The sequence below is a fragment of the Nitrospira sp. genome (genome assembly GCA_030653545.1).
GTDB lineage: Bacteria > Nitrospirota > Nitrospiria > Nitrospirales > Nitrospiraceae > Nitrospira_D.
The window spans coordinates 71,287-95,367 of record JAURZE010000009.1 but is presented as its reverse complement, the minus strand read 5'-3'; the positions used below and the strand labels follow the sequence as shown (position 1 = coordinate 95,367).

Below are 24,081 nucleotides of genomic sequence, written 5' to 3'. Positions count from 1 at the left end.
GCGCCCACTGCGCCAGTTGCTGGCGTTCGGGATCAGTCAGCTGCAGGGACGGGGCAATGCGCATAGGCCAGTCCTCCTCTTGGGGAGGAGTATACCCGTACGGTATAATAAGTAAAGCTATTTATGTATCACTACACTAGCTGAGCCGTCGAGATGCCGGCGGTCTTTGAGAGTGCTTCAATCGATTGGTTTCGAGAAAGCCTCCAGGCCTGTATGAGTGCGCCGATTGGCATGTGCGGATGATATAGAAGTCCGGATTCTGCCGCAAGCGTCTCAAGGATACGAATTCGTGAAAATTCATATGTATCAATGTCTTACATCTATTTTTACCTGGTGGCAGGTGAGAGGTGAATTCAGGTACAATATGCCCGTTCGAACTTAGGTCTTTGAAGGAGGGCGGGAACATGTTGGGAACGGACATTCGTGGCATTATGGCCGAAGAAGAAGAAGTGCAGCGGCGCCAGCAGGCCCTGAAATCACTCATGACGATGCGGGCGCGCCAGCTTCGCGAATCGCTGGATGCTCGGATAAAGCGGGCAGGCAATACGGGCGATTGGAAGCTGCTCTCGAAAGCCGAATGCGCGGATTTGCATAAACAAGAGAAGGCCCATCTGAAGTCACAGCTCGAAAAGCTACAGACTGAGCAGGATCGCACGCGCGGGAAGCTCACGCTCCTCAAGCGCGCCAAGGCGAGGGCTCAGCGGATTCGTGCCGCAGAAGCCGCGTCCGAGCGGAAGCGGCGGTAGTTCTCTGTCAGGGTTTCTCTACGGGCCTGGCTCAGTAGGGTAAGAGGGTCGAACGTGTCTGCTCTGCTCCGCCCTCTTACTCGTGCCCAGGGATCGTTAGTTCGGCATCTCCTCCAGGACAAGAAGTCACGTCTCAGTGAAGGCGCCTTCGTCATCGAAGGGGCTCACGCCTGTCGCGATCTCATTCATTCTTTTTCGGCACAGATCGTCAGCCTCACGGTTTCAACCCGATACCTTGAGCTGGAAGACCAGGAGAGCCGCGCTGCTCGGAACGCATTGCGGGCTACGCAATATTCCTGTCCGGAGGAGACCTTTGAGAAGCTCTCTGATGTAGACGTGCCGCAGGGAATTCTCGCGGTTGTCCGATCGCCGAAATGGAATGAGGGCGAAGTGTTAGCTCAGAAGCGAGTCTTGGGTGTGTATGGCGAACACCTACAAGATCCAACGAATGTCGGCACGATCATCCGAACCGCCGCGGGGCTTGGTCTGTCAGGTGTCTGGCTCAGTCATGACTCGGTCGACTGTTTTCATCCGAAGGTAGTGCGGGGCACAGCCGGAGCGATTCTCGCACTTCCGGTGTTTCAAGGAGCCGAGCTGTCTTCGCTGATAGCCTCAGGGTGCGTCCTCTATGCCGCCGTCGTATCGTCGCCTGAGGCCGTTGATCTCAGAAGTATTACAGCGCGCGCATCTCGATCCATCATTGCAGTAGGGAATGAGAGCCAGGGCTTGCTCCCTGCCTCCATCGCCGCATCGCCGCACAGATACTCCATTTCTTTAGCCGGAGGGATCGACTCCCTCAACGTCGCCACAACCGCCGCCATCTCTTCGTACTACTTCAGCGGACTTCCTGTCGCACGATAACCGTCGCAGCTGCGGTCTCCTTTTCGATCATAGTGACGGCGAGAAGATGCAGTGTGTGGCGGGTTCCCCTATTCACTGACAGCCGGTCGAATTCTTACTTCAACCGAGTGTTCTTGTCGGTCATCCGTAAGCGGAATGGTCGGATCCTGTTGCTCGACACCGTCCACTGTCACACTGGTTTTGCCGTTCACGGCAACGATTTGTAAGACCGTAATATGGTACATGGTCTCCCGGTATCGGTAGTGCAGCGTGAATCCTTTCCAGTCGGCAGGGATGCACGGAGTCACGCGTAGTTTATCGACTTCCAGCTTCAGCCCGAGCAGTGATTCGACGATGAGCCGGTACAGCCACCCGGCTGAGCCGGTGTACCAGGTCCATCCACCGCGGCCGGTATGCGGGGAGACTGCATAGACGTCGGCCGCGACGACGTACGGTTCGACCTTGTACGTCGCAGTCTCCTCCGGAGATCTCGCATGGTTGACCGGGTTGATCATGGTCAGCAGTTCCCATGCGCGTTGCCGCTCTCCCAATGCGGCGAACGCCATCGCCGCCCAGATGGCCGCATGCGTATATTGGCCTCCATTTTCTCGTACCCCCGGCACGTATCCTTTGATGTAACCGGGGTTCAACGCTGACTTGTCGAACGGCGGATCCAGCAGTTGGATCAGCGCAGAGTCTCGGCGCACGAGGCGCCGGTCCACCGCGTCCATCGCGGTGCGCGAGCGTAGGGCGTTTCCGGCCCCGGAGAGCACCGACCAGCTTTGCGCAACCGAATCAATCTGACATTCGGGATTCGTTGCAGACCCCAGCGGCGAGCCATCATCAAAGTAGGCGCGCAAATACCATGCGCCATCCCAGCCGTGCAGCTCGATATTCTGACGCAGATCGGCGGCTTCCTGCCGGCAACGTTCGGCGAACGAAAGGTCTCCGCGCAGGTGCGCCAGCGTGGCGAATTGCGTGAGCACGTCATATTGGAAAAACCCCAACCAGATGCTCTCGCCCGTGCCGTGCTTGCCGACCATGTCCATCCCGTCGTTCCAGTCCCCGGAGCCGATGAGCGGGAGGCCATGCGTGCCGCGGGTGAGACCTTTTCGAATAGCTCGCACGCAGTGTTCGTACAAAGTGGCCGATTGTTCAGACCGGATCGGTAGATCGAAGTACGAGTCTTCCTCCTGGTTCAAGGGGCGGCCTTCGACGAAGTGGATAGGTGTCTGGTCCAAGACCCCGGTGTCACCTGTGCTGAGCACGTAACGGCATGTGGCCAGGGGTAACCAGAGGTAATCGTCCGAACAACGGGTACGCACGCCTCGGCCTGAGGGAGGGTGCCACCAGTGCTGTACATCCCCTTCCTGAAACTGTCTGGCTGCGCAGAGGAGGAGGTGTTCGCGCGCGAGGTGCGGTTCGGTGTGGATGAGCGCCATGGTGTCTTGGAGTTGATCGCGGAACCCAAACGCCCCTCCCGATTGATAGTATCCGCTCCGCGCCCACAGCCGGCAGGCGAGCGTCTGGTACAAGAGCCAGCCATTCGTCAGCATATTGAGTGACTGGTCGGGTGTCTCCACCTGCACGGCGTTCAGCGTGTGCCTCCAGTGTCGTTGCACCGCGTCGAGCGCAGCACGGGCGGCAGCCGGTCCCCGGAATCGCTGTACGGACTTTTTGGCCTCATCGGCAGTTCGTCCAATGCCGAGTCTGAAGATGATCTCACGCTCTTGTCCACCGGCTAACTCGAAGGGAACGTGGATGGCTGTGCAGGGATCGAGCCCGGCTCCGACTTTCCCGGACAGCCGTAACCGGGTCATCGCGGCGGGATTGCGAAGCGTGCCGTTTCGCCCGATAAACTCGGTCCGGTCGCCGCTGACGGATCGAGCCGTCTCGTCGACATCAAAGAAGGCCACCCGTCCGCCGAACTCCGTGTTATAGGAATTTCGCGCGAAGACAGCCCCGCTCGCAGGGTCCAATTCAGTGACGACGTGCATCGTCGATTTCGGCCGCAGGTCTCCCAGCACCCATTCCACGTACCCTGTCGCAGACAATTTGCGCGCGCGGCCTGATTCGTTCCGCACCTTGAGCACCATGAACTTGACCGAGGCATCCAGCGCCACGTACACCCACAGCTCCGACCGGATGCCGCGTTCCGTATGTTCGAAGACGCTATAGCCGAAGCCGTGCCGGCTGACGTACGCGGTCGCTCCGCGGCTTGGAAGCGGCGTGGGGGACCAGAAGTGGCCTCTCTCTTCGTCGCGGAGGTAGAAGGCCTCTCCGCTCGTGTCGCTCACCGGGTCGTTGTGCCACGGGGTGAGGCGGAACTCGTGAGCGTTTTCGCTCCAGGTATAGGCTTGGCCGCTCTCCGAGATGACGGTGCCGAAGTTGGGATTGGCCAGGACATTCACCCACGGTGCCGGCGTCACCTGCCCGTGCGTGGTGGTGATGACGTACTCGCGCCCGTTGGAGGTAAATCCCCCCAGCCCGTTGAAGCACGTGAGGTCGTGGCGTGGCAACGCAGGAGATGGTTCGGGTTCAGGACGGCGGGTCCGGATAGGCGTCAGCCGGGGTATGGCGTTTTCCGTATGGCCGCGACGGGTCATCTGGCCTTCCAGCGATCCTCGCCGGTCGCTAATGATCGCGCGCGCGACTGATTGGAGCAGGATGCGGTCCTCGTTCGAAATCTGCTCCGCAGGCCGGACGAAGATGCCCCCCGGTCGATCGATGACATGGGCTTCAACGCCCGCGGCAATCAGCCCCATGATTTGTTCGTGGAGCAGCTGGCGATAACCGGCATGATCTTCGTTCCAGATCACCAGGTCGACGGCCAGCCCCTTGGAGCGCCAGTAGGCATGGGCCTGGACGAGTTGACGGACCAGGTCGATATTGGCCGGGTCTCCGATCTGGAGCAACACGATCGGCAAATCGCCTGAGATGGCGTAGCCCCAGAGTCCCGATTGTCCGCGGCGGTTTTTGATCAGGTCGCTCGGGTCGGCCCGCAAAGAGGCATTCGCATACAGGATTGAGTTGGCCAGGCGGCCATAGAGTTGCGCGTCGGCTTCCGTGGCATTCAGTTGCCGCATGACGACCTGGCTATGAGTCCAGGCCAGATCGAACACCCGGTCGGCAAGGCGCCGATCGTGATATTTTTCGACCAGGCCCAGGCAGATCTCGCGGCTGTCCCCGATGCCGGACATGAGATCAATGGTGACCGACTCATCCGGATCGAGGGTGACCTGACAACGGATGGCGACAATCGGGTCAAGCACGGAGCCTTCACGACCGGAGAGCGCCGTTTGCCGGTGCCCTTCTGATTGTCCGCCGGAGCCGTGCAGCGCCTGTGGATCGGCGGCGGTGCGACCGCGCCCGATAAATTGTAGGCGGTCCGTCTCGTACGACATGGCTTCGGTGGATGCTCCATGCACGGCCATGAGGTGGCACATCCATGGCGCGTGTTCGTTGGCGGAGCGGGGCCGGCGCGTACAGAGGATCGCGTGCCGTTCGCGAATGATTTCGGTTTGCACGAAGAGGTTGCTGAACGCGGGATGCAGTGCGTCCGAGGCCGACGAGGCGAGGACGACTTCCGCGTAACTCGTGATTTCGATCGTGCGGCGGGTCTGCGAGTCATTGGTAATGCGGGTCCGACGCAGTTCGATATCATCTTCCGGCGATACCACGATTTCGGTGTAGGTCTCGATATCCTGGTCCCGCCGGCGAAACTCAGCCCGTCCCTCTGAAAAGATGACTTCGTAGCTCGCCGGCGATTGAAGCGTCGGCTGATAGGCCGTGGACCAGAAGGCCCCGCTCTCCACGTCGCGGAGGTAACAGAATGTGCCCCAGTTGTCTCGGGTGCTGTCTTCGCGCCAGCGGGTGACGGCGAGATCCTTCCAGCGACTGTATCCACCCCCCGCGTTCGTGATCATCACGTGGTATCGACCGTTCGACAATAAATGCACTTCAGGAATCGCGGTGTGCGGGCTGGTGAACCGGCGCACCGGCATTTCTGCGTCGCCCGAGGTCGTCCGTATGTCGGAGAGCTCGGCGGTATGCGAATAAAATGCCGTTGCCTTCGGAATTCGCTCCTGGAGCAACAGCGTGGTTGCCTGAAACAATGGATCCGAATCGAATCGTTTTTGCATGGGACGGTCGAGGAGCAGGTAGGCCAGGGCGAGCAAGCTCATGCCCTCGTGATGGGCCATGTAGGACCGAATCACCGCGCTCGATTGGCCGCGTGGGAGACGGGAAGGCGTGTAGTCGATGGCTTCATAGAATCCGAACTGTCCCTCGGCGCCTTCTTCGGCGAGTCGCTGCAAATTCACGCAGGCGTCTTCCGGCGCCACCATCAGCGCAAGCGCCGTGGCATAGGGCGCAATCACGACATCGTCGGCAAGCCCGCGTTTCAGTCCCAGCCCGGGCACCCCGAACGCCCGATATTGGTAGTTCAGATGCACGTCGATCGTGTTGTAGCCGGATTCCGAAATTCCCCACGGGACGCCGCGCTGTTTTCCGTAGGCGATCTGCCGCTCCACCGCTGCCTTGCAGGTCTGGTCGAGCAGGGTGTTGTCGTACGTCGGCATCACCAACAGCGGCATGAGGTATTCGAACATCGATCCGCTCCATGAGATGAGGACCGGTCCCCCACCGGCGGTCGTGAGGAGCCGCCCGAGCGCAAACCAGCTTTCTTGCGGCAGTTGCCCCTGCGCAATGGCTACGAAGTTGCATAATCTGGCTTCCGAGGCCAGCAGGTCGTAATAACTCGCGTCCCGTCGGCGGTCGCCGACGTTGTAGCCGATCGCCAGGAGATGACAGGTCTTGTCATACAGAAAGTCGTAGTCTACGGCGGCGAAGTGACTGGCCTGACGGGCGAGCTCTTCCAGCGTCGAGATTCTCTCTCTGGCGCGCTGGCTGGCCTTCGCGATGAGCCCTTGAAGGTTACTGACCCAGGTGCGCTCCTCCGGCATCGCTTCCGGGCCCATGCGATACTCGATGGCGTGCAGGCAGGAGAGGTCAAGCCGCGCCAATTCACGCAACGTCGGGATCACATCGATATCGCCACATTCGCTGAGCCGACTCTGTGAAGCCGACAGCAGGGCCCAGGGGGCAAGAAACATGAGGTCGTCGAGGACATCCCTGCATTGCCGGTTGAGCGCGTGAGCCCACCAGGTTGCGCGGCTTTCAGGGGCGCCCTTCAAGGATGCGAGTATCTCTTCTGCGGTGGTCGTCAGCCGGTCAAGGCAGAGCCGGGCCGCCGTGAGCGTGGCCGGCTTGGATTCAACGGCTGCCTCCAGCTGCTTCTGGAATTTGGCCAGGAGGGCTTGAGCCGGTTCTCCAGCCGTCTCCTTGAGAGTTCCGAGAGTGTCGCTGAGTCCGTCAAGGAATCGCGGTCCCAGGATCTTCTGATCGGGGAGCGCGAGCAGGGCCGGCCGCAATGTCAGCAAGTGGCCGGCAAGGTTTCCGCTATCCACCGTCGACACATAGGTTGGCAGCAGGGGTTTCAGCGTTTGCGTGTCGTACCAATTGTAGAAGTGGCGTCGATGCCGCTCTAAGCCGCCCATCGTGCGCAGCGCATTTGTCGTGCGTTCGATGAGTTGTCCTGCCGAGATATAACCGAAGTCGTACGCGGATAAGTTGGCCAGCAACGCGAGACCCATATTGGTCGGCGACGTGCGATGGGCGACGACGGCGACCGGGTGCTCCTGAAAATTATCCGGCGGCAGCCAATGATCGTCCGCTCCGACGAATTGCTCGAAGAATGCCCAGGTCTTTCGGGCCAGCTTCCTGAGAAAGATTGTCTGGTCGGTCGTCAGATGTACTTCGGGGCGAGTGATCGGCTGGCTGATCCACCACGCGACAGCGGGGGAGGCAAGCCAGAGACCCAGAATGGGGACCGCCACATCCAACGAAGCGGTTTCCTCCAGCGACAGATACATCGCCGAAGCCGCGGCAAGAACGGGCCCGATCCACATCATCCGGCCGTAGGCGACGAGGTCTGTGCGCCGATCGAGGTCTTGATTGCTCGATGGATTCCATTCGAGCAGTCGGGTATGCGTGACCGCCATCCGCCAGATCGTGCGCACAATGGCATCCACACTGTAGAACGCCTCGTAGGGAAGGAACGTGACCGTCAGTACCGTCTGAACCACGTGGCGGCCGGCCGCACGGATCGCAACGGCGGCATGCTGCTCCGGTAACACGTCTTCCGGCTTCTGAAGCATGTTGAGGATAATGGCAAGGAATGGGGGGATCAGGATGATTCCGATCACCGATAGGGTCCAGAGCCAGATCGGGGATAAGACGGTCCAGCCCAGCAACAAGAGGAGGGTTAATGCGGCGGGTACGAGGCTCCGTCGAAGGTTGTCGAAGAGCTTCCATCGGGAGAGTCCGGAGAGCGGATTCTTGAGGCGGGTTGCGCCAGGGCCTGGAACGCGCGGCAGCAGCCATCCTGCGAGCTGCCAGTCTCCGCGGATCCAGCGATACCGCCGGCTCACGTCCAAGCTGTAGCAGGAGGGATATTCTTCGTAGAGGTGCACATCGCTCAAGAGTCCCGCTCGCGCGTAGGTCCCTTCGAGCAGATCATGGCTGAGAATCGTATTCTCAGGGAAGCGTCCGGTCAGGGAGCGTTCGAATGCCTCCACCTCATAGATGCCCTTGCCGATGAATGAACCTTCACCGAACAAGTCCTGGTACACATCAGAGATGGCGCGGGTATAGGGATCGATCCCGGGATCGCTCCCGTTGAGTCGCGCATAACGCGACCGGTTCGTGCCCGGCAGGCTGACGGCGACGCGTGGCTGCAGAATGCCGTATCCATCGCAGACCCGCTGCTTCTCTTCATCGTACCGTGGGCGGTTCAAGGGGTGCGCCATGGTGCCCACAAACTGGTGTGCGGCATCGCGCGGCAATTGCGTATCGGTGTCCAGAGTGATTACATACTTGACGGCCGATAAGACCGCCGTGTCTCCGACAACCAGCGAAAAGCGATCTGCCGCGCTGCCCCGTAAAAGCTGGTTGAGGTCGGCAAGCTTTCCGCGCTTCCGTTCATATCCCATCCACACCCGCTCCCCGGGATTCCAACGGCGCGGCCGATGAAAGAGGAAGAAGGCCTCCTGAGTCGTCTCCTTGTACTTGGCATTGAGTTGCTCGATCCGCTCCCGAGCCAGCCGCAACAGGGGCGCGTCTTCCGGGACCGTTTCTTCTTGCGCGTCCCGGAAGTCGGTCAACAGGGAAAAGTGCAAATGGCTGTCCCGATTGGCCAGGAATCGGACTTCGAGCGCCTCGATGAGATGCTCGATCTGTTCGGCGCTGCTGAGCATGGTCGGAACCACGACCAGTGTGCGCGAATCCGGGGGAATGCCTTTGGAGAAGTCCAGGCGCGGGAGCGCATGTGGCGTGACCAGCACGGTTGCCAGCCAGTTGACCACTGTGACCGCCAGTTGGCTCGTACAGAGGAGCGAGAGGAGTCCGACCACTGCCAGCAACCAACCGTCCACGTCCCTGGAATAGGCCTGTAACAGTAAGGCGGCGGTGAAGAGCAGGGACAATAATCCGATCGTGCCGACATAGAGGAGCGACGGACATCGTCCGATTGTCCGCTGTAACACCTCGGCTCTGGAAAGTCGTACCCCGACCATTCGTTCAAGCTGCGGCATTCCTCTGCCGATCAGATAGAAACCCACATGCGTTTCTCGACGGTCGCTCCCGCTTTCTGTCGCGCGCTGCTGTGCCAGCTGGATGGCCTGGCGCGCGATCTCGCTTTCCGAGAGCCGGCTGCTCTTGGCCATATGCTCCACCGCGTGGCGATAGTGATCGCGGGTGGCAAAATCCATCGCGCCGTAGGCTGCGGCAGGATCCTCGCGCAGGGTCTGTTCGACGACGCTCATCGTCTCAACGAACGTGCGCCAGTCCATCGACCCCAGAAATCGGAGGCTGCCGATGCTGTTGCTGATGGAGACCTGGTCGACGGCCTGCTGTTGATTCTCCGATTGCACCGACTGCTCAATCGTCAGTCCGGATTCGGAGAGCCGCTGTTCGATCCAGGTAAGCGGCCATGCCAGCGCCGGGCTCTGGCCCTGCAGCCGGCGGGCGAACTCCGCCACAAACGCACTCGCCATCGGCGGGCTGGACCGTGCCATGTCGGCGATCACCAGAATGAGGCTCTTCGGATCTTTCTCCGCGATCTCCATCATCTGATCCGCCCAGAAGTCGGCGCGATTGCGGTCGATCCTATGGGCGGCCATTCGCGTGGCCGCGCGCCGGAGATTCTCGATCAATGCCAGGCGGAGCATGATCGGGATCGCCCATAATTCGCCTAGTGTAAGGCCGGTAATCGTCTGGTATGCCGCGACGAAGCTGCTGAGGCTTCCCGGATCGACGCGTCCGTCACCGTGCGCGATCGTTTCCAGCGCGATGTCATAGACGCGCGGAAGCCCGGCCGATGAGCCATTCAGCAAGTAGGGAAGTTCGCGGCTGTAGCCTTTGGGCAGATGCCGCTTGGCCAGCCGGATCTGCTCTTCAATGAGATAGAAGTTATCGAGCAGCCATTCTCCTGCCGGCGTAATCCGGCGGGTCGCCTTCACTGCTTCCGCCAACAGATCGCGGACTCCGATCAGGACGCCTTCATTCTCAGCCAGCCGGCTCAGGAGCCGGTCCGGAGCCTGGCCCTGGCTCAACTGGTGGAGACCGGCCAGGGTTTTGCCGTGCTGCTCCATCTGGTCGGCGCTGAAGAGCTCCGAACGCAGTGGAGGCTCACCGCCGGCGTACTGTTCGGCTAAGTCGTTTTCAGGGAAGCTGGCCCTCGAATGGAGCAGGTTCCCGAGATTAATCTTGCTGCGTACCGTCACGTGTTAGGTCTCTTTCTTGGATGAGGGGGTTTTGCGCAGGCCAGGGTGCGTTCGTCGGCGTGCAATGAGCGGCTGAAGATCGAGCCCTGCTGTGTAGGCAGGGTTGAGCCGCGATTGTGAGACGTTCTTGAATCGCTGCTCGTGCCGTTCTTTGTGCAGAGCCTCGTTGAAGCCAGGCCTTAGAAATCCAGGAAGGTTCTGTTGTTAACCTAGACCTTGTATGGGGGAACGTCTTAATAATGTACCTAACCTGTAGGAATCGCTCCGTAATGTGGTGCTTGATCAAGCACCACATTACGAAATCTTCTCACGCGTATATTTATCCCGATGGCCGTCGGCTCTCTGGTCAAAATTGCTCAGTATCAAGAATTCAGGCGACCAGCAGGTCGGACTCACGTGGCTCAAAATCTATGCAGACCCATAAAGGGAACGCCAGCCACCAAGCCTAAACATCAGACACATAATCCTTCAGAGAAACTATGGGATCGGAGCGGCGGAGACTGATGAATCGATCACGCTGGGAAGGAGTCGGAAGCGTAAGAGATAGGACAGTCAGCGAAGCGCGTCGCACGGGACAAGTTTACCCTGGACGCATTGAGTGTAGGAGTCAATCAGTATGGCGCGGGGTTGAATCGTGTCATGACGCTGGAGCGAAGCGTATCGTATCCGGATGGGTGAGACGTACCAGTTATGGCAAGGAGAGGGTCTGTGACATTGGGCTGGAGGTTGTATAAGTGGTGCCGAGGGACAGCATCGAACGGTCGACACTGGCCTTTTCAGGACAATTCGTTTGATTCTGTGTTTGCGCGCAGACCAGCGCAAAACCGGCACGAGGATGAAGGAATAACGCGTTTGGGCGAGAGGGGAGGTTATCCCCAGCTGGTTTTCCCCTGTTTGAGGAGGCGTTGCATCAAGAAAGCCAGTTCCTTTCTTACGGTCTCGCGCCGTGCGCGCTGGCGTTCGACCAGGCGCCCGATGACGAATCCTGCACGGACAGTCGTTGCGTCTTTGAGAAACGCGCGCAGGTTCACCTCAGCCTGGACCGCATCCTGGTAGGAGCCTAACAAGTCTTGGACTGCCCTGGCCCGCTTGATAAACCGCGCGGCGGGTTTCCCGACGGACCTCAAAGCCAGCTCCGCGGCGTACCGCGCTCGCTTCGTCTTGATGCGGACCTCATGCAGCGCCGCATCTTTCGGCGAGGTTCCCAGCTGCCGGACGGCCCGCCGCAGCTTCTTAAACTCCTGACTCGCCAGTTCAAGCAAGGTGAGCGGAGATTCCACCATGGCCGGATCGTGGGCAGCCTGTTGGACCCGACGGGTGAGCTCAACGTACCGCGCACTATTGAGCTCGGTGAGGAGCCCTTGGTGTACCTGTTCCCGCTGGGAGCGCAGTTGCTCGACCAGACGCGCCAACAATGTTCGGTCCCAGGCATCGAGCCCTGCGGCGGCTTCAGCAAAGTAGGCGATCTGCACGTCCAGATCGCGCGCTGGTCCAAGCACCTGGCCGAGCCAGGACAGTTCGCCTTGAAGCGAGGCCGCCCAGTCGGGCAAGAGCACGGGCCGGGCCGCGCGCAGCATGGCGCGCAGCCGGCGTGCTGCGACGCGCATCTGATGCAAGCTCTCAGGCTCCGTGCCGAGCCTGGTACCGGGATCGTGGGCGAGGAGCCAGCGGACCTGTTGTGCCAAGGCCCACCGCACATGCATTGCGATCGGGGCGTCCGGCGTCGGCGGCTCATCGGGGGCCGGGACCGCCAGGGAGAGCGCGCGAAAGAGTTTGGGGCGGCCGTCATGATCGCGCGCGCCGGCGCGACGGAGCAGTGGTTCGAGTTCTTCCAGCGCCGTAGCGTCGGGGCCCCGTTGCTCGATTTCCAATTCGCGAAACCGTTGGGTGACGCAGCCGTTCGTTAAAACCGCCACACTGTCGAGGGCGATCTCGGCCACCGGCACGCCGCGGCGCTGAACACGCAGTCCCGTCCGCCAGACCCGCAGGGTGGCGACGGGGAGGAGTTGGCCGGTTCCCAGATGGAGCGCGAGCAGTTCTCGAAACATCGCCGGCGGCTCATCGTGCCGATCGGTGACTTCCACCTCCTGCCGGTCTGGGCCCAGGGGAATCTTCAGCTGCCAGCTGCGTTTGCCCCCCTCTGTCCGGTGACGAAGGGTGATGCGCGCCTGTGCGAGATCGTGCGCGGCGGTGTCGTAGTAGACGGAGGTCAGAAGCCGCCGGGGCAGCGGGACTCCGCCTGGCACCGCCGGCAGGCGGAAATCGGGTTCGACGCAGAGCTTGATCTCGCGCTCGATGGTCGAGGTCAGGGTACGAGAGCGAGCGCGAACAGGAGGATCGGTAGTAGAGCGAGCCATCATAAGATCCCTCATCCTAACCGGCAACGAATGACGGGATGATAGCCGATTACGATGGAGATGTCGCGTGCGGGAGATGAGAGCCCGGTCAACGAAGCGGGAGAATGTTTGAATCAGAAGTGAAACGCCAGTCCGGCGACGGCGTTGAAAGCGCTATATTCGGCACTGAGGCCAAAGCCTGGATCGAAGTTCGTCAGAGTCGCGCGATTATATTTCCCTTCCACAAAAAATCCCCATTCCTCGGCCATCAAGATCTGCACTCCGGCCTGGAGGTTGAGTCCGGGAACGACCTGGCGTCCGTTAAATTGGTTGCCCCCTTTGAAATAAAAACCACCGACACCGACCCCGACATAGGGTTGGAAGACTTCTCCCGGATAACGCGCGATCACGTTGAAGGCCAGGGTAATCAGCCGCAGGGACTCCTCCTGGAGCGCCAGTGTGCCGTTGATGCGCCGCTGAATTTGACAGTTACTGCCTAATATACAAGTGCCGGGATTGAGGTCAGGGCTGTTGGGTAAGTACGTAACATCGTGAGTGGTCGATAGCGTCTGTTGTCTGATGGTGGCTTGAGTGGAAAAGGCTTCCAATTCGACACCGAGCCATCTGAGCCCTTCATCGCTGAAAAAATACCCCGTTTTCCCGCCGAAGATCGGAGACTGTTTCAAATGCACATCCGAGGTGCGAAAGGATTGCGTTACGGATCCGACAGGAGGGGTCTGAAATGCGCCTGTGAAGAGGTTGCGGTCTTGGGTGAGACCGAAGGTATCCATCGCGACATTTTTCAAGGATTGGGGAGCGCTGATGCCGCCGTATCCGGCCACGTACCACTCGGCGTGCGCGGTGCCGATCGGTGCCGGCGTAAGGCCGAAGAGACCGGAGAGGGTCATCATTCCGATACAGAGAATGGTGCGGGAAGCGCTGGTCATCGGGAACTCCTGTGAAGAATGAAGCGATGAAATGATACGGGCGCACAATAATCTGCAACCCATGACGATGCCATTACGGTGAGATTAAGTTCCCGTTAAATTGCCCTTGCGGCGACGTGCATGAGTACGGAGTAGAAAAGAAGAGGCAGTCGGAGAGGGAGCGGTCTGGCAGGCTGTTCAAAAAGGCCGTCCAGCAAGGCCGCAGCCAGCGAAGAGGCGAGGCGTACCCTTGTGGTACGGTGAGCCTCTGAGTGCGGCGAGAACGCCGCTGGCGGACAGTTTCAACAGCCTGCTAGCGAATGTCGTAAGTCAACGTCTGTCGCTGAGTATTGCGGACGAGATCGACGCGAATGGTCCGCTCGTTCCGCAGTTGCTGAAAGAGCGACAACAGCATGCCGGGATCGCGCAGCTCCACACCGTTGATGCGTTGCAGCACGTCGTTGGTTTGCAGGCCGATCTTGTCGAAGAACCCCAGCGGCATCACGCTGTAGAGGCGGAACCCGTCCAGCTTTCCGTCCGTGAGATAGGGCACCGCCTGCGCCTGCGTCAGGAGGCGGGTCGTGTCGGACAGGGCGGCGTCGATTTCGCGGCGATCGAGCACGCGCCGCTGAGGGATCGCCGGCGTCGGGATCGGCGGTGGAAGGGCGGTGCCTGGCGCAACCCCATGACTGGTATGGACAGCGCCCAGCTCCAGCCATTCTTCGCGAGTCCCTTCTCGAAACAGCACCCGGTCTTTTTCAATCGCCGCCAGCTCGCCCACGTTGGGAACGGCCTCGCCCAGGCGGTACAGACTCTGTTTCTTGGAGGCCAGGTCTTCGAGGATCGCCATCATACCGCGTTGCGCACCCCGCACGGTTCCGGACAGCGAGACTTTTCTGGCCACATCGAGCGGCGGGGGCGGGGGCGGGGGCGGCAGAGCGCTACCGGCCGACTCCAGGCTCGCGCCGGGAGGAAGAAGGAAGAGGCCGCTCTGAAGAATCACCTTGATCGATTGTTGAGGTGTGTCTGCGGGATCAGGGTCGGAGGAAGCGCCTGGCGCCGGGATGGAGGAAGGGGATCGATCCGGCGGCAGATAGAGTGAGTTGGAGACCAGGGCGTTCGCCGAGTGGGCGACCACGGAGCCGCACAGGCAGAGGTAGACGGCGACGACGATACGCTTGGGAGTGAGCCACTGTGTGTTCATATGGTCCGATTGTCCGAGCCTCGCCGAAAAAATGATGAGCGCATCCTAGTCTGCGCCGGTCGAGCTCACAAGGGGTTGAGGGCTCCCGCGAGACGAATTAACAACCCACCAATTACTCGATAACAATTCCGTAACATCCCGCCGGTACCTCTAGACGGCGAAGATCCCCGAACCGGGGGATTCGTCGGGGCGCGGGCCCTCATGGGAGAACGGGCCCTCATGGGAGAAATTGTGGCGATGGATCAGATAGCCGGCAAGGTATGCGACGACGGAGAGGCATCACGGGAGCGCGCGGGCTTCGGGGAAAGCGATGTCGCATGAAGAGGGTGGGGTGGCTTGTGATCGGGGTGCTGGTGTGGGGCAGCGCGGGTAACGGAGTCAGTGAGGCGCGCGACAATCGCAAACCATCGGGGAGCTCTGCGCAGGCGGGCGCGCTGCAAGCGGGTGCGCTGAAGGACTCGTCGGGAGCGTCGCGGCAGCCGCAACCGACGGCGGCATCCGATGCGCCGGCGCGCCGCGATCCACAGACTCCTCGCGCCGAGACGATGCCGGATGCGAGTCCTGCCATCGATCAGCAGGCCGTGCGATTTGCGATCACGACTTTTCTCGTCGAGGGGAATACGATTCTGGACCAGGCAAAGATCGACAATCTGCTCGATCGCCACAAAGGCGGCGAAAAGCAGATTGCGGATGTGGAGAAAGCGCGGGTCGACCTGGAGAAACTTTATCACGACGCCGGCTACCCTACGGTACTGGTGACTCTTCCCGAGCAGACGATTGAAAACGGTGTGGTGCGCTTGCAGATTCTGGAAAGCCGGCTCATGGAAATCACGGTGACAGGAAACGAACATTATGAGTGGTCAAACATTCGGGGGAAATTGCCGTCCGTTCAGCCCGGTGCGCTTCTTCATGAGCCGACGTTTCTCAAGGAACTGTCGGCGCTCAACGGCAATCCCGATTTGAAAGTCGCGCCTGTTCTCAAGCTAGGATCCGTACCGGGGACCGTAAATCTCGAACTCAAGACGATCGATCGTCTTCCGGTGCACGGAAAGCTGGAAGCCGACAATAAAGGGCCTATCACCACGCCGCGAAACCGGCTCATTGCCGAGGCGCAACATACCAACCTCTTCGGCGGCGACGAAATCCTGACGGTCAACACGGTGCAAACGCCGACGGATTGGGGCGCCGTACAGAACTACGGAGCGAGTTTCGTCCTCCCGATCATTTGGCCGAGTCATTTGCTCTCAGTCTATGCATCCAAAGCGCAAAGTTCGTCGGTGTTGGCCGGAGGGTCCTTGAGCATCGGGGGCGGAGACGTGACCTTTGCCGGTAACGCGACCATCGCCGGAGTCCGATACATGTTTCCCCTGACCGAAGGCGGGTGGGGGACGCACCAGCTGTCGATCGGGATGGACTATAAACGATTGGAACGGACCACAGGACAATTTCCTGAGCCGCTCGGGACCCTGACACTGTTGAGCCCCATCCAATACACCCCGATGTCGGCCGCGTACACAGGGTTCCTGCCTGATCGCACCGGTCTTACAAAAGTGACAGCCTCGGCAAGAGGTTATATTGCCGGAATGATTCCCGGAGGGAGAAAGAGGGATTTCACCGGAGACCCCAATGATTTCAATGAGCCAGGACAGGCGCGAGTCGGATCGACCGGCACGTTTGCGGTCGTGCAAGGCGGGATCGATCGCGTGCAGGAGATGCCTGTCGGCTTCACGCTGGCGTTACATGTGGACGGGCAATGGGGCAGCCAGCCTTTGATTCCGGCGGAGCAGTATTTCGCCGGCGGGATGGACACCGTGCGAGGGTACGACAACTTTGAGGTCATCGGCGATCATGCCCTGCGCGGGCGCGCGGAACTTACCACACCGGAACTCTTGACGGTGCCGATCGACCGCATCTGGCAGCGGCGCAAGAGTTCGGACTACACGGTTCGGGTGCGGCTCATCGCGTTCTACGATGCCGCCCAGCTGTGGGCCGAGAAGCCGCAGCCCGGCCAGACTCCGCGATTCAGGCTTGAAGGCACCGGATTCGGCATTCGCGTGAAGTTCCCCAAGGACCTGGGGGAGTTGAAGGTCGATCAAGGGTGGGCGTTAAGAGATACGCTGACGACCCAGCGCGGCGACCAGTTCGTCCATTTTTCCGTCGGCGTGGGATTCTAGCGAGGGAGGGCGTACCATGCATGGTCGATTTCAAAAACGGCTCGCGGCACTGACGGTTTCCTGTTACGTCGTCCAGATGATCGTGCTCCCCGTGGTTTTTGCGAATCCGGCAGGCCCAAGTGTGGTGGCCGGCGAGGCCACTGTCGGCGGCTTGGGGACGTCGCGGGTGACGATCGCCCAGGCCTCCCAGCGGGCTATCATCAACTGGCAGTCGTTCAACATTGCGCCGAACGAAGTGACGCAATTCATCCAGCCGAACGTCCGGGCGATCGCCCTCAATCACATTTTCGATCAGAATCCCAGCCAGATCTTGGGTCGGCTGGAGGCGAACGGCACCGTGATCCTGCTCAATCGCAACGGAATCCTGTTCGGCTCGAACGCGCAGGTCAATGCGGGCGGGCTGATTGCATCGTCGTTGCACCTCTCGAACGAGAATTTCCTGCGCGGGCATTACCTGTTCGAGGGCGCCGGCATCGAAGGACTCGTGAAGAACACCGGCGCGATTCAGGGATCTCACGACGGAATCTATCTCCTGGCCCCGAATGTCGAGAACAGCGGCATTATCACGAGCCCCAACGGCACCATCGTGTTGGCGGCCGGGAAAACGGCGTATCTATCGAATCGGCCGGACGGCCAGGGATTCCTCGCGGAAATCTCCGCGCCCATCGGTCACGCCGTGAACCTGAAGGACCTGATCGCGGACGGCGGCCAGATCACGTTAGCCGGCCGCGTCGTGAATCAAGAGGGCCTCGTTCAAGCAAACAGTGTGCGGGAACGGAACGGTAAAATCGAACTCTTTGCGAGCGAGACCCTCACGCTGAAGTCCGGGAGTCAGACGATTGCAAGGGGGGCCGGATCTGGACCTTCTGACGGGGGAACGGTTCTCGCGATCGCCGATATATCTAAGGGAACGGCGAAGTTCGAACAGGGCGCGACAGTGGACGTCTCCGGTGGCGCGCAGGGCGGCCATGGCGGATTCGTCGAGTTAAGCGGGAAACAGGTCAAGCTGGGCGGTCGGTTTCTGGGAGATGTGCGGGCAGGGTATCAAGGCGGCCGTTTGCTCATCGATCCGGTCGACGTGGATCTGTCGGGCCTGTCCGGTTCCGGTTTGTCCACGATCACGTTCGTCTCACCGGACGATCTTCGCGTCACGGGCGCCTTCGATATGGACAATCTGGCGCCTCCGCCAGGAGGCGAAGGGACGCTGCATTTCGTCGCCGGGGGAGATCTCCTGTTCAGCGAGGTGTTTCTCACCAACCATCCGGAAGGCCTTGGCTTGTCGAAGTGGAACTATACCGGCACGGCCGTCAACGACATCATCTTTTCGGGCAGCAATCTCTGGACCGGACGCGGTGGCGTCATCGATTTCCAAGCAGGTCGAGATCTGAAGATCGAACAAGGAGGATTTCACTCAAACCTCTACACGGTCGCCGGCGGTGATATTAGGCTCGGGGCAGGAAGGGATCTGTTTGTGCCAAGCGGATTCGATGCCGGGGTTTTCCAAATGATGACTGGAATCCGAGTCGGAGGACCGGGCAACCTCACTCTGACGGCTGGACGTCACCTGCTCGGAGGCCTGCTCGACGGCATCCAAACCGGGCCCGGATTCCTCCTCACCAACGGCGCCGCGCAGGTGACAGCCGGCGGAGCGATCGGCGCAGCCGATTCCTATGCCAACCTGGCGCTCGGCAAAGGCCGGGTAATCATGTCCTCAATCGGGGATTTCTTCCTCGGGCTTATCCAGGATCTGGGAATTGCGGAAGGCCAACCGGCCCTCATCGCCCATCCCGATAACATCGTGAGCGCGACGTCCAACTCCGGCGATATTCATCTGAAACCCGTTTCGACGAGGAATGACGGGTTCGATCAGATTCGAAGCTTTTACCCGGCTTCGTTCATCGCGCGGGCAGAACAGGGAACTGTCTTCATCGAAAGGAGTCTCACGTTCTGGCCGTCGCTGGCGGGAGCCATCGAGGTGATCGCCGGAAATCATATCGCGGGACAGGTGTCGACCAGGCAGGAGAGAGACTTTTCGAACTATGTGCCGGTATTTGTGGGATACGGTGGATTGCTGCCCGGCGAGTGGCGAGTCGTGGCCCTCTCAGAACTCGCGAGGGACCCTGAGCTCGCGTTCTGGGCGGGCCGGAAGCCTCCGGCCTATGCGCTTGAAGATATGCCGAGTATCACCAGACATCCTGAGCGGTTTCCGCTCGTGACGGTGACGGAGGCGGTTCCGACCGTTTCGCTCATTCCGGCTGATCCTCTCAAGCTCGCAGGACTGCGGGACCCCCAGGAAATTTTTAAGGCCATGAGGGTGCCTGCGACGAATGTTCCGGTCCACCAGGCCGTTCCCGTGACGTTCAAGACGGCCAGCGGAGATATCAGCCGAATTGGGTTTCAGGTGGATAGCCCCAGTCTCAAGAAAATTGTCACGATCGATGCCGGGCGCGATCTCCGCGAGTTTACCGCGTCCATCGCACTGCCGGAAGGGACGTCGTCGGTGGTCCGCGCCGGCCGCGATATCGATATGAAGCGGGTCGTTGCGAATGAAGGCGCGCCGAGCGGCATCAGTTTCTACGGCGCGGGAACCGGAAAGGTGAGTGCCGGCCGTACGCTGGATCTGGCTGACAGCCAGGGCATTACGCACCGGTTTGAGTCGAGGCCGACGGGCGACAAAAACAAGAGCGGACTGTTGGACATCGAAGTGGGCGGCGACCTCCTGATGACACAGTCGCGAATCGCCAGCTTCAACGGCGCCTCCGTGTCGATTCATGGTCTGGGCGTCGACCCGCTTGTCGACGGAGCCGGGGCGCCCCTCGTCGTCGGCGGGAATCCGCAGGCCGTCGTCGGAACGACCCGCACGCGAGCGGATGGGAAGACGGTCCTGATCGTGAACGGTGAAGAGGTGATCTACAACGGCCGATCGGTCGTCATGGATCAGACGGCGCCGCTCGGTGGAACCGGGCCGGTGAAAGTGCACGTTGGACTGGTGGAGCAAAGCGGCAAGCTGCTTCTGGTAAACGGAAAGCTGATCGAACCGCTGCGCCATAAGGGCAAGCCGGTTGTGCTCAACGGCGAGCTGGTTTTGATCGGGGACGGCAAGTTATTTCTGGCTGACGCGCAATCGGTTCAAGTCGTGAAGCCCACCGGCGGGAAGATTGATGTGGGGGGCAATATCATCGGGTCGACTCAGGAGAGCGGGATTCTCACCGTGCGCGGCGGCGGCATCGACATCAAGTCTACCCGCGACGTGAACGTGAACAAGTCGCGGGTGGCGACCTTCGGGGGCGGCGATATCAATATTACGTCGACGAAGGGCAACATCAATGCAGGCACCGGAGGCAGAAACGAAGTTGTCCAGTTCATTATCGAAGAGTTGAGGTTCAATCCTGACGGCACGCCGGTTATTGGGCCGGATGGAAAACAGGCCAAAGACTTCCTGGTCTTCCTGATCCCCGGCAGCGGCATCTCCACGTTTCATCCGCCGCCGCGGGTCGTCAACGGGCAGGTGGTCGAAGCGGGCGATCCCTTCCCGCTCGCGTTTCCGGAGTTCAACACTCCGGAGATCAACGCGATCAACCGCGAGATCGAAAAGGCCACATTCTTCGGGCGTGATGCCACCCGGTTGCTGGCGACTAAGAAGCAATTGGAGGACGTGCGCAATCCGGTGTATGCGGAAGAATTCAACAAGTTCATCGATCCGTTGTTGTTGGGCAATATTACGCTGCTGGCAGAAGAAGGCAATATCGATGTGCCGATCGCCGGTATTCGCGGCCGTGACGTCGTGGTCGTGACCCCTAAGGGAGAGACGACCGGCGAGGGAACGATCCAAGGCCGGGTTCGCTTCGAGCGGGACGAGTCAAAACCTCGTCCGCCGCTACCGGTGGTAATCGGCACATCGTCGACGGGCGGAGGAGCGCCACCGACGACCGGTGGCGGCAGTCTGCCGCCCCCAGCCGCTCCGCCGCCGCCGGCTCCGACCAGCGCGACGGCCAATGCAGGGGGAAGCGCATCGAAATCCGCCGACACGACATCGGAATCCGTCATCGAGTCCGCGTCGTCGCAAACGCAAGCCGAGGCGAAATCGAAGCACGCGGCTTCAGAGAAGACAGGCGACGAGCGAAAGACCCAACTGGCCAAGTCCGTCCGTGTGAAACGCGGCGTGGTCATTCAAGTCGATGTGAAGCCGCAAGCAGGCAGCTAACCGGAAAGGACGACACATATGGAAATGAGTTCAGGAGGCGTAGCGTTCGCGTTGAGCCATGCGACGCTCGAAGGAAAGATCACGATCTCCGTGCTGCTGTTTTTCTCGCTGGTCAGCTGGACGGTCATCATCAACAAGTTTCGTCAGCTGGCCAAAGCCAAGAAGCGAAACGGGATTTTTCTCGGCTACTACTCGAAGTCCAAAGGTCCCCTGGTCGTGTTCAGTAAAGGCCCGATCAAGCAGCTGCAGGGATCGCCGATGTACGACGTGTATTATGGCGGCTGCGAAGAACTCAAGGCGCAGCAGGAAAAGTATGACGGGGAGAAGATTCCACATCACGGCATGAGCGCCGTGCGGATTGCGCTGGAGCGCGTGCTCGGCGAGGCGGCGGTCAGTCTGGAGTCGGGGATGATCGTCCTGGCAACGGCCATCAGCGGCGGGCCGTTCATCGGACTGCTCGGCACCGTCTGGGGGGTCATGGACACGTTTGCCGGCATCGGCAAGGCGCAGTCGGCCACCCTCGCGACCATGGCGCCCGGCGTCGCGTCCGCGCTCATCGCGACGGTTGCCGGCCTGATGGTCGCGATCCCCTCCCTCTTTTGCTACAACTTTCTCGTGACCAAGACGAAGACGCTCACCATGGAGCTCGATAATTTCGCGGCCCATCTCGAAACCGTCTTCATGACGGACTATCTCCAGGAGAAAAAAGGCGCCGCGGCCGAAGCGGAAGATCCCGAAGACTATCGCCCTGGCGGTCACCGCCAGGAGGCCGAGCCATCCTCAGCGGCGACGGGACACTGAAGACGTGAAGCGTTGTTCGTGAAACGTGAAGCGCGGGGGGAAGGATGTGAAGCGTCCCTCGTGAAGCGTGAAGCGTATCTCGTTTCGGATTTGGACGCTTCACGCATGACGTTTCACACTTCACGCGATACGGGATTTACCAAGATACGCTTCACGTGAGACGAGATACGGAGGGAAGGGATGAGACGTTTTTCACGCAAATCGCATGGCGCGGTCGCCGATATCAATATGACCCCCTTGCTCGACCTGGCCTGGGTGCTGCTCGTGATTTTCATCATCACGACGACGGCGGCGGTGCAGGGAATCGAGCTGAAGCTGCCGGAGTCGACGCCGCACGAAACGGAAATGGAAACCACCACGCCGACCCTCTCCGTGAAGAAGAACGGCGATATCTACATGGATGAAGAGAAGGTCAAGATCACGGAGCTGGAAAAGTTGATTCGCGATCTGAAAGCCGCCAAGGGCGGCAAGTTGCCGCTCGTGCTCCGCGGCGATTCCGGCGTGGAGTATAAACACGTCGTCGCGGTGCTCGACATCCTCCAGCGGATTCCGGTCGAGGATTTGGCGATTGCCACCAAGCCGTTCAATGAACCGTGACGACTGTGAAGCGTCCCTCGTGAAACGTGAAGTGCCAGAAGAAGACGTGAAGCGTATCTCGTTTCGGATTCGGACGCTTCACGTTTCACGAGTTGGACGTCCCCCCTCTTACGCTTCACGCTTGACGTTTCACGTTTCGGGCTTCACGTTTCACGAGTTAAGAGATGGCCGGCTACAAGGGATTTGAAAAAAAGAAGAGCAAGCTCGGCACGACGCTCTTGATCGTCGGGTTGGTGCATGTCGGCATCGGCGGCGGGCTCTATTGGGTGGCGCAGACTCAATGGGGGCAGGACCTCATCAAGGTCTACAAGCTGAACGCCTTCAAGAAGGAGGAGCCGCCTCCTCCGCCTGAAAAGGAACCGGAGCCTGAGCCGGAACCGGAGGCGCCCAAGCCGGAGCCGAAACAACAGGAAGCGCCGCCCCCTCCGCCCCCTCAGCAGGCCGACGCGCCTCCGCCACCCAAGGCGTCCGATGCGCCGGGGCCCCCGCCGGTGAGTACTGATCCGTTTGCCATCGGGAAAGGCCGGGGGCGGTTCGCCGGCTACACGGATATCTTGACGGCATCGATCCAGTCGAAGTATCAGGCCCCGCCGTCGCTCCCGGACGATCTGGAATATGCCGTGCTCTGCGAATTGGTGATCGATGAGCAGGGGCGTGTGTTGCAGTTCCGCCTCGTCAACTCGTCCGGCAGTCTCCTCTTCGATCAATCCGCTCTTGATGCGCTCGCCAAGGTGACGGAGGTGCGTCCGCCCCCGCCGGGGATGGATCATACGATCGTCGTCAAATTCTTCCCGCCGACCTAGAGGCGGTCATGCGTGATGTAACAGGAGGGATAAAAGGAACTGTGGTGATGCACAAACAAGGTCACCGAATCTTGCAGGTCCTCGCGCTGCTGAGTTTGGTCGGAGTCTCTGCCACTCAAGGTGAGGATGCCATCCGCCCTCGCACTCATGGCGATTGGAGCCATGACAATGCGCCGATTCCGACTTACCGGGATTGTCATCCGGCATTGACGGAATGTCAGCTGCCGGTTACGCCGGCGACAAAAAGTTCGTCCACGCTGAACGAACGCGCGGTATCGGGCAAAGAGTTAGGCGCACCGGGAGTACCGGCTCCGCTGGATGATCGCGGCGCTGCAGGGCCGGACATCGGCAACGCCACCCCTTCGAACAAAGGTGATGCAGTTCGTACCGGGCCGGCCATTTCTCGCTGATTCGCTTCGGCATCATTCGACGTACTGCTCCACCCATCCTTTCCCCCTGTGACCAACTCTTCATCCAGAGTTTACCCCCTCCATAGGCAGCGTTGATCGCTCGGTAATCCGACCCGCGTACAACTCCCTCTGTGCAGGCGGATGGCCTGTCGGGCTTCGCCTAATCCGCAACACAGGGGCAATGCACTGTTAACGGC

General features: G+C 60.4%; 12 protein-coding genes. 8 read left to right on the top strand and 4 right to left on the bottom strand.

Annotated elements, in window-relative coordinates:
* Positions 1-404: 404 nt before the first annotated feature.
* Together Q7U39_03435 and Q7U39_03430 are read left to right on the top strand one after the other, a co-directional pair.
* Complete coding sequence (locus tag Q7U39_03435; GenBank protein ID MDO9116983.1) at positions 405-746, top strand: hypothetical protein; 342 nt, start codon at positions 405-407, stop codon at positions 744-746.
* Between the two features lie 54 nt (positions 747-800).
* Entirely contained in the window at positions 801-1,607 is an 807-nt protein-coding gene (locus Q7U39_03430) for an RNA methyltransferase (GenBank protein MDO9116982.1), read from the top strand.
* 68 nt (positions 1,608-1,675) lie between these two features.
* On the opposite strand, the gene Q7U39_03425 is transcribed toward Q7U39_03430, so the two are convergent.
* The 4 genes from Q7U39_03425 to Q7U39_03410 form a co-directional block, all read right to left on the bottom strand.
* Positions 1,676-10,429, bottom strand: a complete 8,754-nt coding sequence (locus Q7U39_03425) for a glucoamylase family protein (protein ID MDO9116981.1) — start codon at positions 10,427-10,429, stop codon at positions 1,676-1,678.
* A gap of 869 nt (positions 10,430-11,298) precedes the next feature.
* Complete coding sequence (locus Q7U39_03420; protein ID MDO9116980.1) at positions 11,299-12,789, bottom strand: CYTH and CHAD domain-containing protein; 1,491 nt, start codon at positions 12,787-12,789, stop codon at positions 11,299-11,301.
* Positions 12,790-12,899: 110 nt separating this feature from the next.
* Positions 12,900-13,712 (bottom strand): outer membrane beta-barrel protein, encoded by an 813-nt coding sequence (locus tag Q7U39_03415; protein ID MDO9116979.1) that lies wholly within the window; start codon positions 13,710-13,712, stop codon positions 12,900-12,902.
* A 292-nt stretch (positions 13,713-14,004) separates the two neighbouring features.
* Positions 14,005-14,895 carry a type II secretion system protein N gene (locus Q7U39_03410; GenBank protein ID MDO9116978.1) on the bottom strand — a complete coding sequence of 297 codons (891 nt, stop codon included), beginning with the start codon at positions 14,893-14,895 and terminating at the stop codon, positions 14,005-14,007.
* Between the two features lie 317 nt (positions 14,896-15,212).
* On the opposite strand from Q7U39_03410, the gene Q7U39_03405 reads away from it, so the two are divergent.
* From Q7U39_03405 to Q7U39_03380, 6 genes are all read left to right on the top strand, one after another.
* Complete coding sequence (locus tag Q7U39_03405; protein MDO9116977.1) at positions 15,213-17,069, top strand: ShlB/FhaC/HecB family hemolysin secretion/activation protein; 1,857 nt, start codon at positions 15,213-15,215, stop codon at positions 17,067-17,069.
* Positions 17,070-17,085: 16 nt separating this feature from the next.
* Positions 17,086-21,273, top strand: a complete 4,188-nt coding sequence (locus tag Q7U39_03400) for a filamentous hemagglutinin N-terminal domain-containing protein (protein MDO9116976.1) — start codon at positions 17,086-17,088, stop codon at positions 21,271-21,273.
* 18 nt (positions 21,274-21,291) lie between these two features.
* Positions 21,292-22,074, top strand: coding sequence for a MotA/TolQ/ExbB proton channel family protein (locus tag Q7U39_03395; protein MDO9116975.1), 783 nt, complete (start codon positions 21,292-21,294; stop codon positions 22,072-22,074).
* 180 nt (positions 22,075-22,254) lie between these two features.
* On the top strand, positions 22,255-22,671 hold the full coding sequence (locus Q7U39_03390) for a biopolymer transporter ExbD (protein ID MDO9116974.1): 417 nt from the start codon (positions 22,255-22,257) through the stop codon (positions 22,669-22,671).
* 164 nt (positions 22,672-22,835) lie between these two features.
* Positions 22,836-23,474, top strand: a complete 639-nt coding sequence (locus Q7U39_03385) for a TonB family protein (protein ID MDO9116973.1) — start codon at positions 22,836-22,838, stop codon at positions 23,472-23,474.
* 47 nt (positions 23,475-23,521) lie between these two features.
* Positions 23,522-23,884: a hypothetical protein gene (locus Q7U39_03380; protein ID MDO9116972.1), complete on the top strand. Its 363-nt coding sequence runs from the start codon at positions 23,522-23,524 to the stop codon at positions 23,882-23,884.
* Positions 23,885-24,081 lie beyond the last annotated feature (197 nt).

Bases quoted from the DNA above. Each gene is read 5' to 3' on its own strand.
- Q7U39_03415 (MDO9116979.1), bottom strand. From the start codon at position 13,712: ATGACCAGCGCTTCCCGCACCATTCTCTGTATCGGAATGATGACCCTC.
- Q7U39_03395 (MDO9116975.1), top strand. From the start codon at position 21,292: ATGGAAATGAGTTCAGGAGGCGTAGCGTTCGCGTTGAGCCATGCGACG.
- Q7U39_03410 (MDO9116978.1), bottom strand. From the start codon at position 14,895: ATGAACACACAGTGGCTCACTCCCAAGCGTATCGTCGTCGCCGTCTAC.
- Q7U39_03390 (MDO9116974.1), top strand. From the start codon at position 22,255: ATGAGACGTTTTTCACGCAAATCGCATGGCGCGGTCGCCGATATCAAT.
- Q7U39_03400 (MDO9116976.1), top strand. From the start codon at position 17,086: ATGCATGGTCGATTTCAAAAACGGCTCGCGGCACTGACGGTTTCCTGT.
- Q7U39_03380 (MDO9116972.1), top strand. From the start codon at position 23,522: ATGCACAAACAAGGTCACCGAATCTTGCAGGTCCTCGCGCTGCTGAGT.
- Q7U39_03385 (MDO9116973.1), top strand. From the start codon at position 22,836: ATGGCCGGCTACAAGGGATTTGAAAAAAAGAAGAGCAAGCTCGGCACG.
- Q7U39_03435 (MDO9116983.1), top strand. From the start codon at position 405: ATGTTGGGAACGGACATTCGTGGCATTATGGCCGAAGAAGAAGAAGTG.
- Q7U39_03420 (MDO9116980.1), bottom strand. From the start codon at position 12,789: ATGATGGCTCGCTCTACTACCGATCCTCCTGTTCGCGCTCGCTCTCGT.
- Q7U39_03405 (MDO9116977.1), top strand. From the start codon at position 15,213: ATGAAGAGGGTGGGGTGGCTTGTGATCGGGGTGCTGGTGTGGGGCAGC.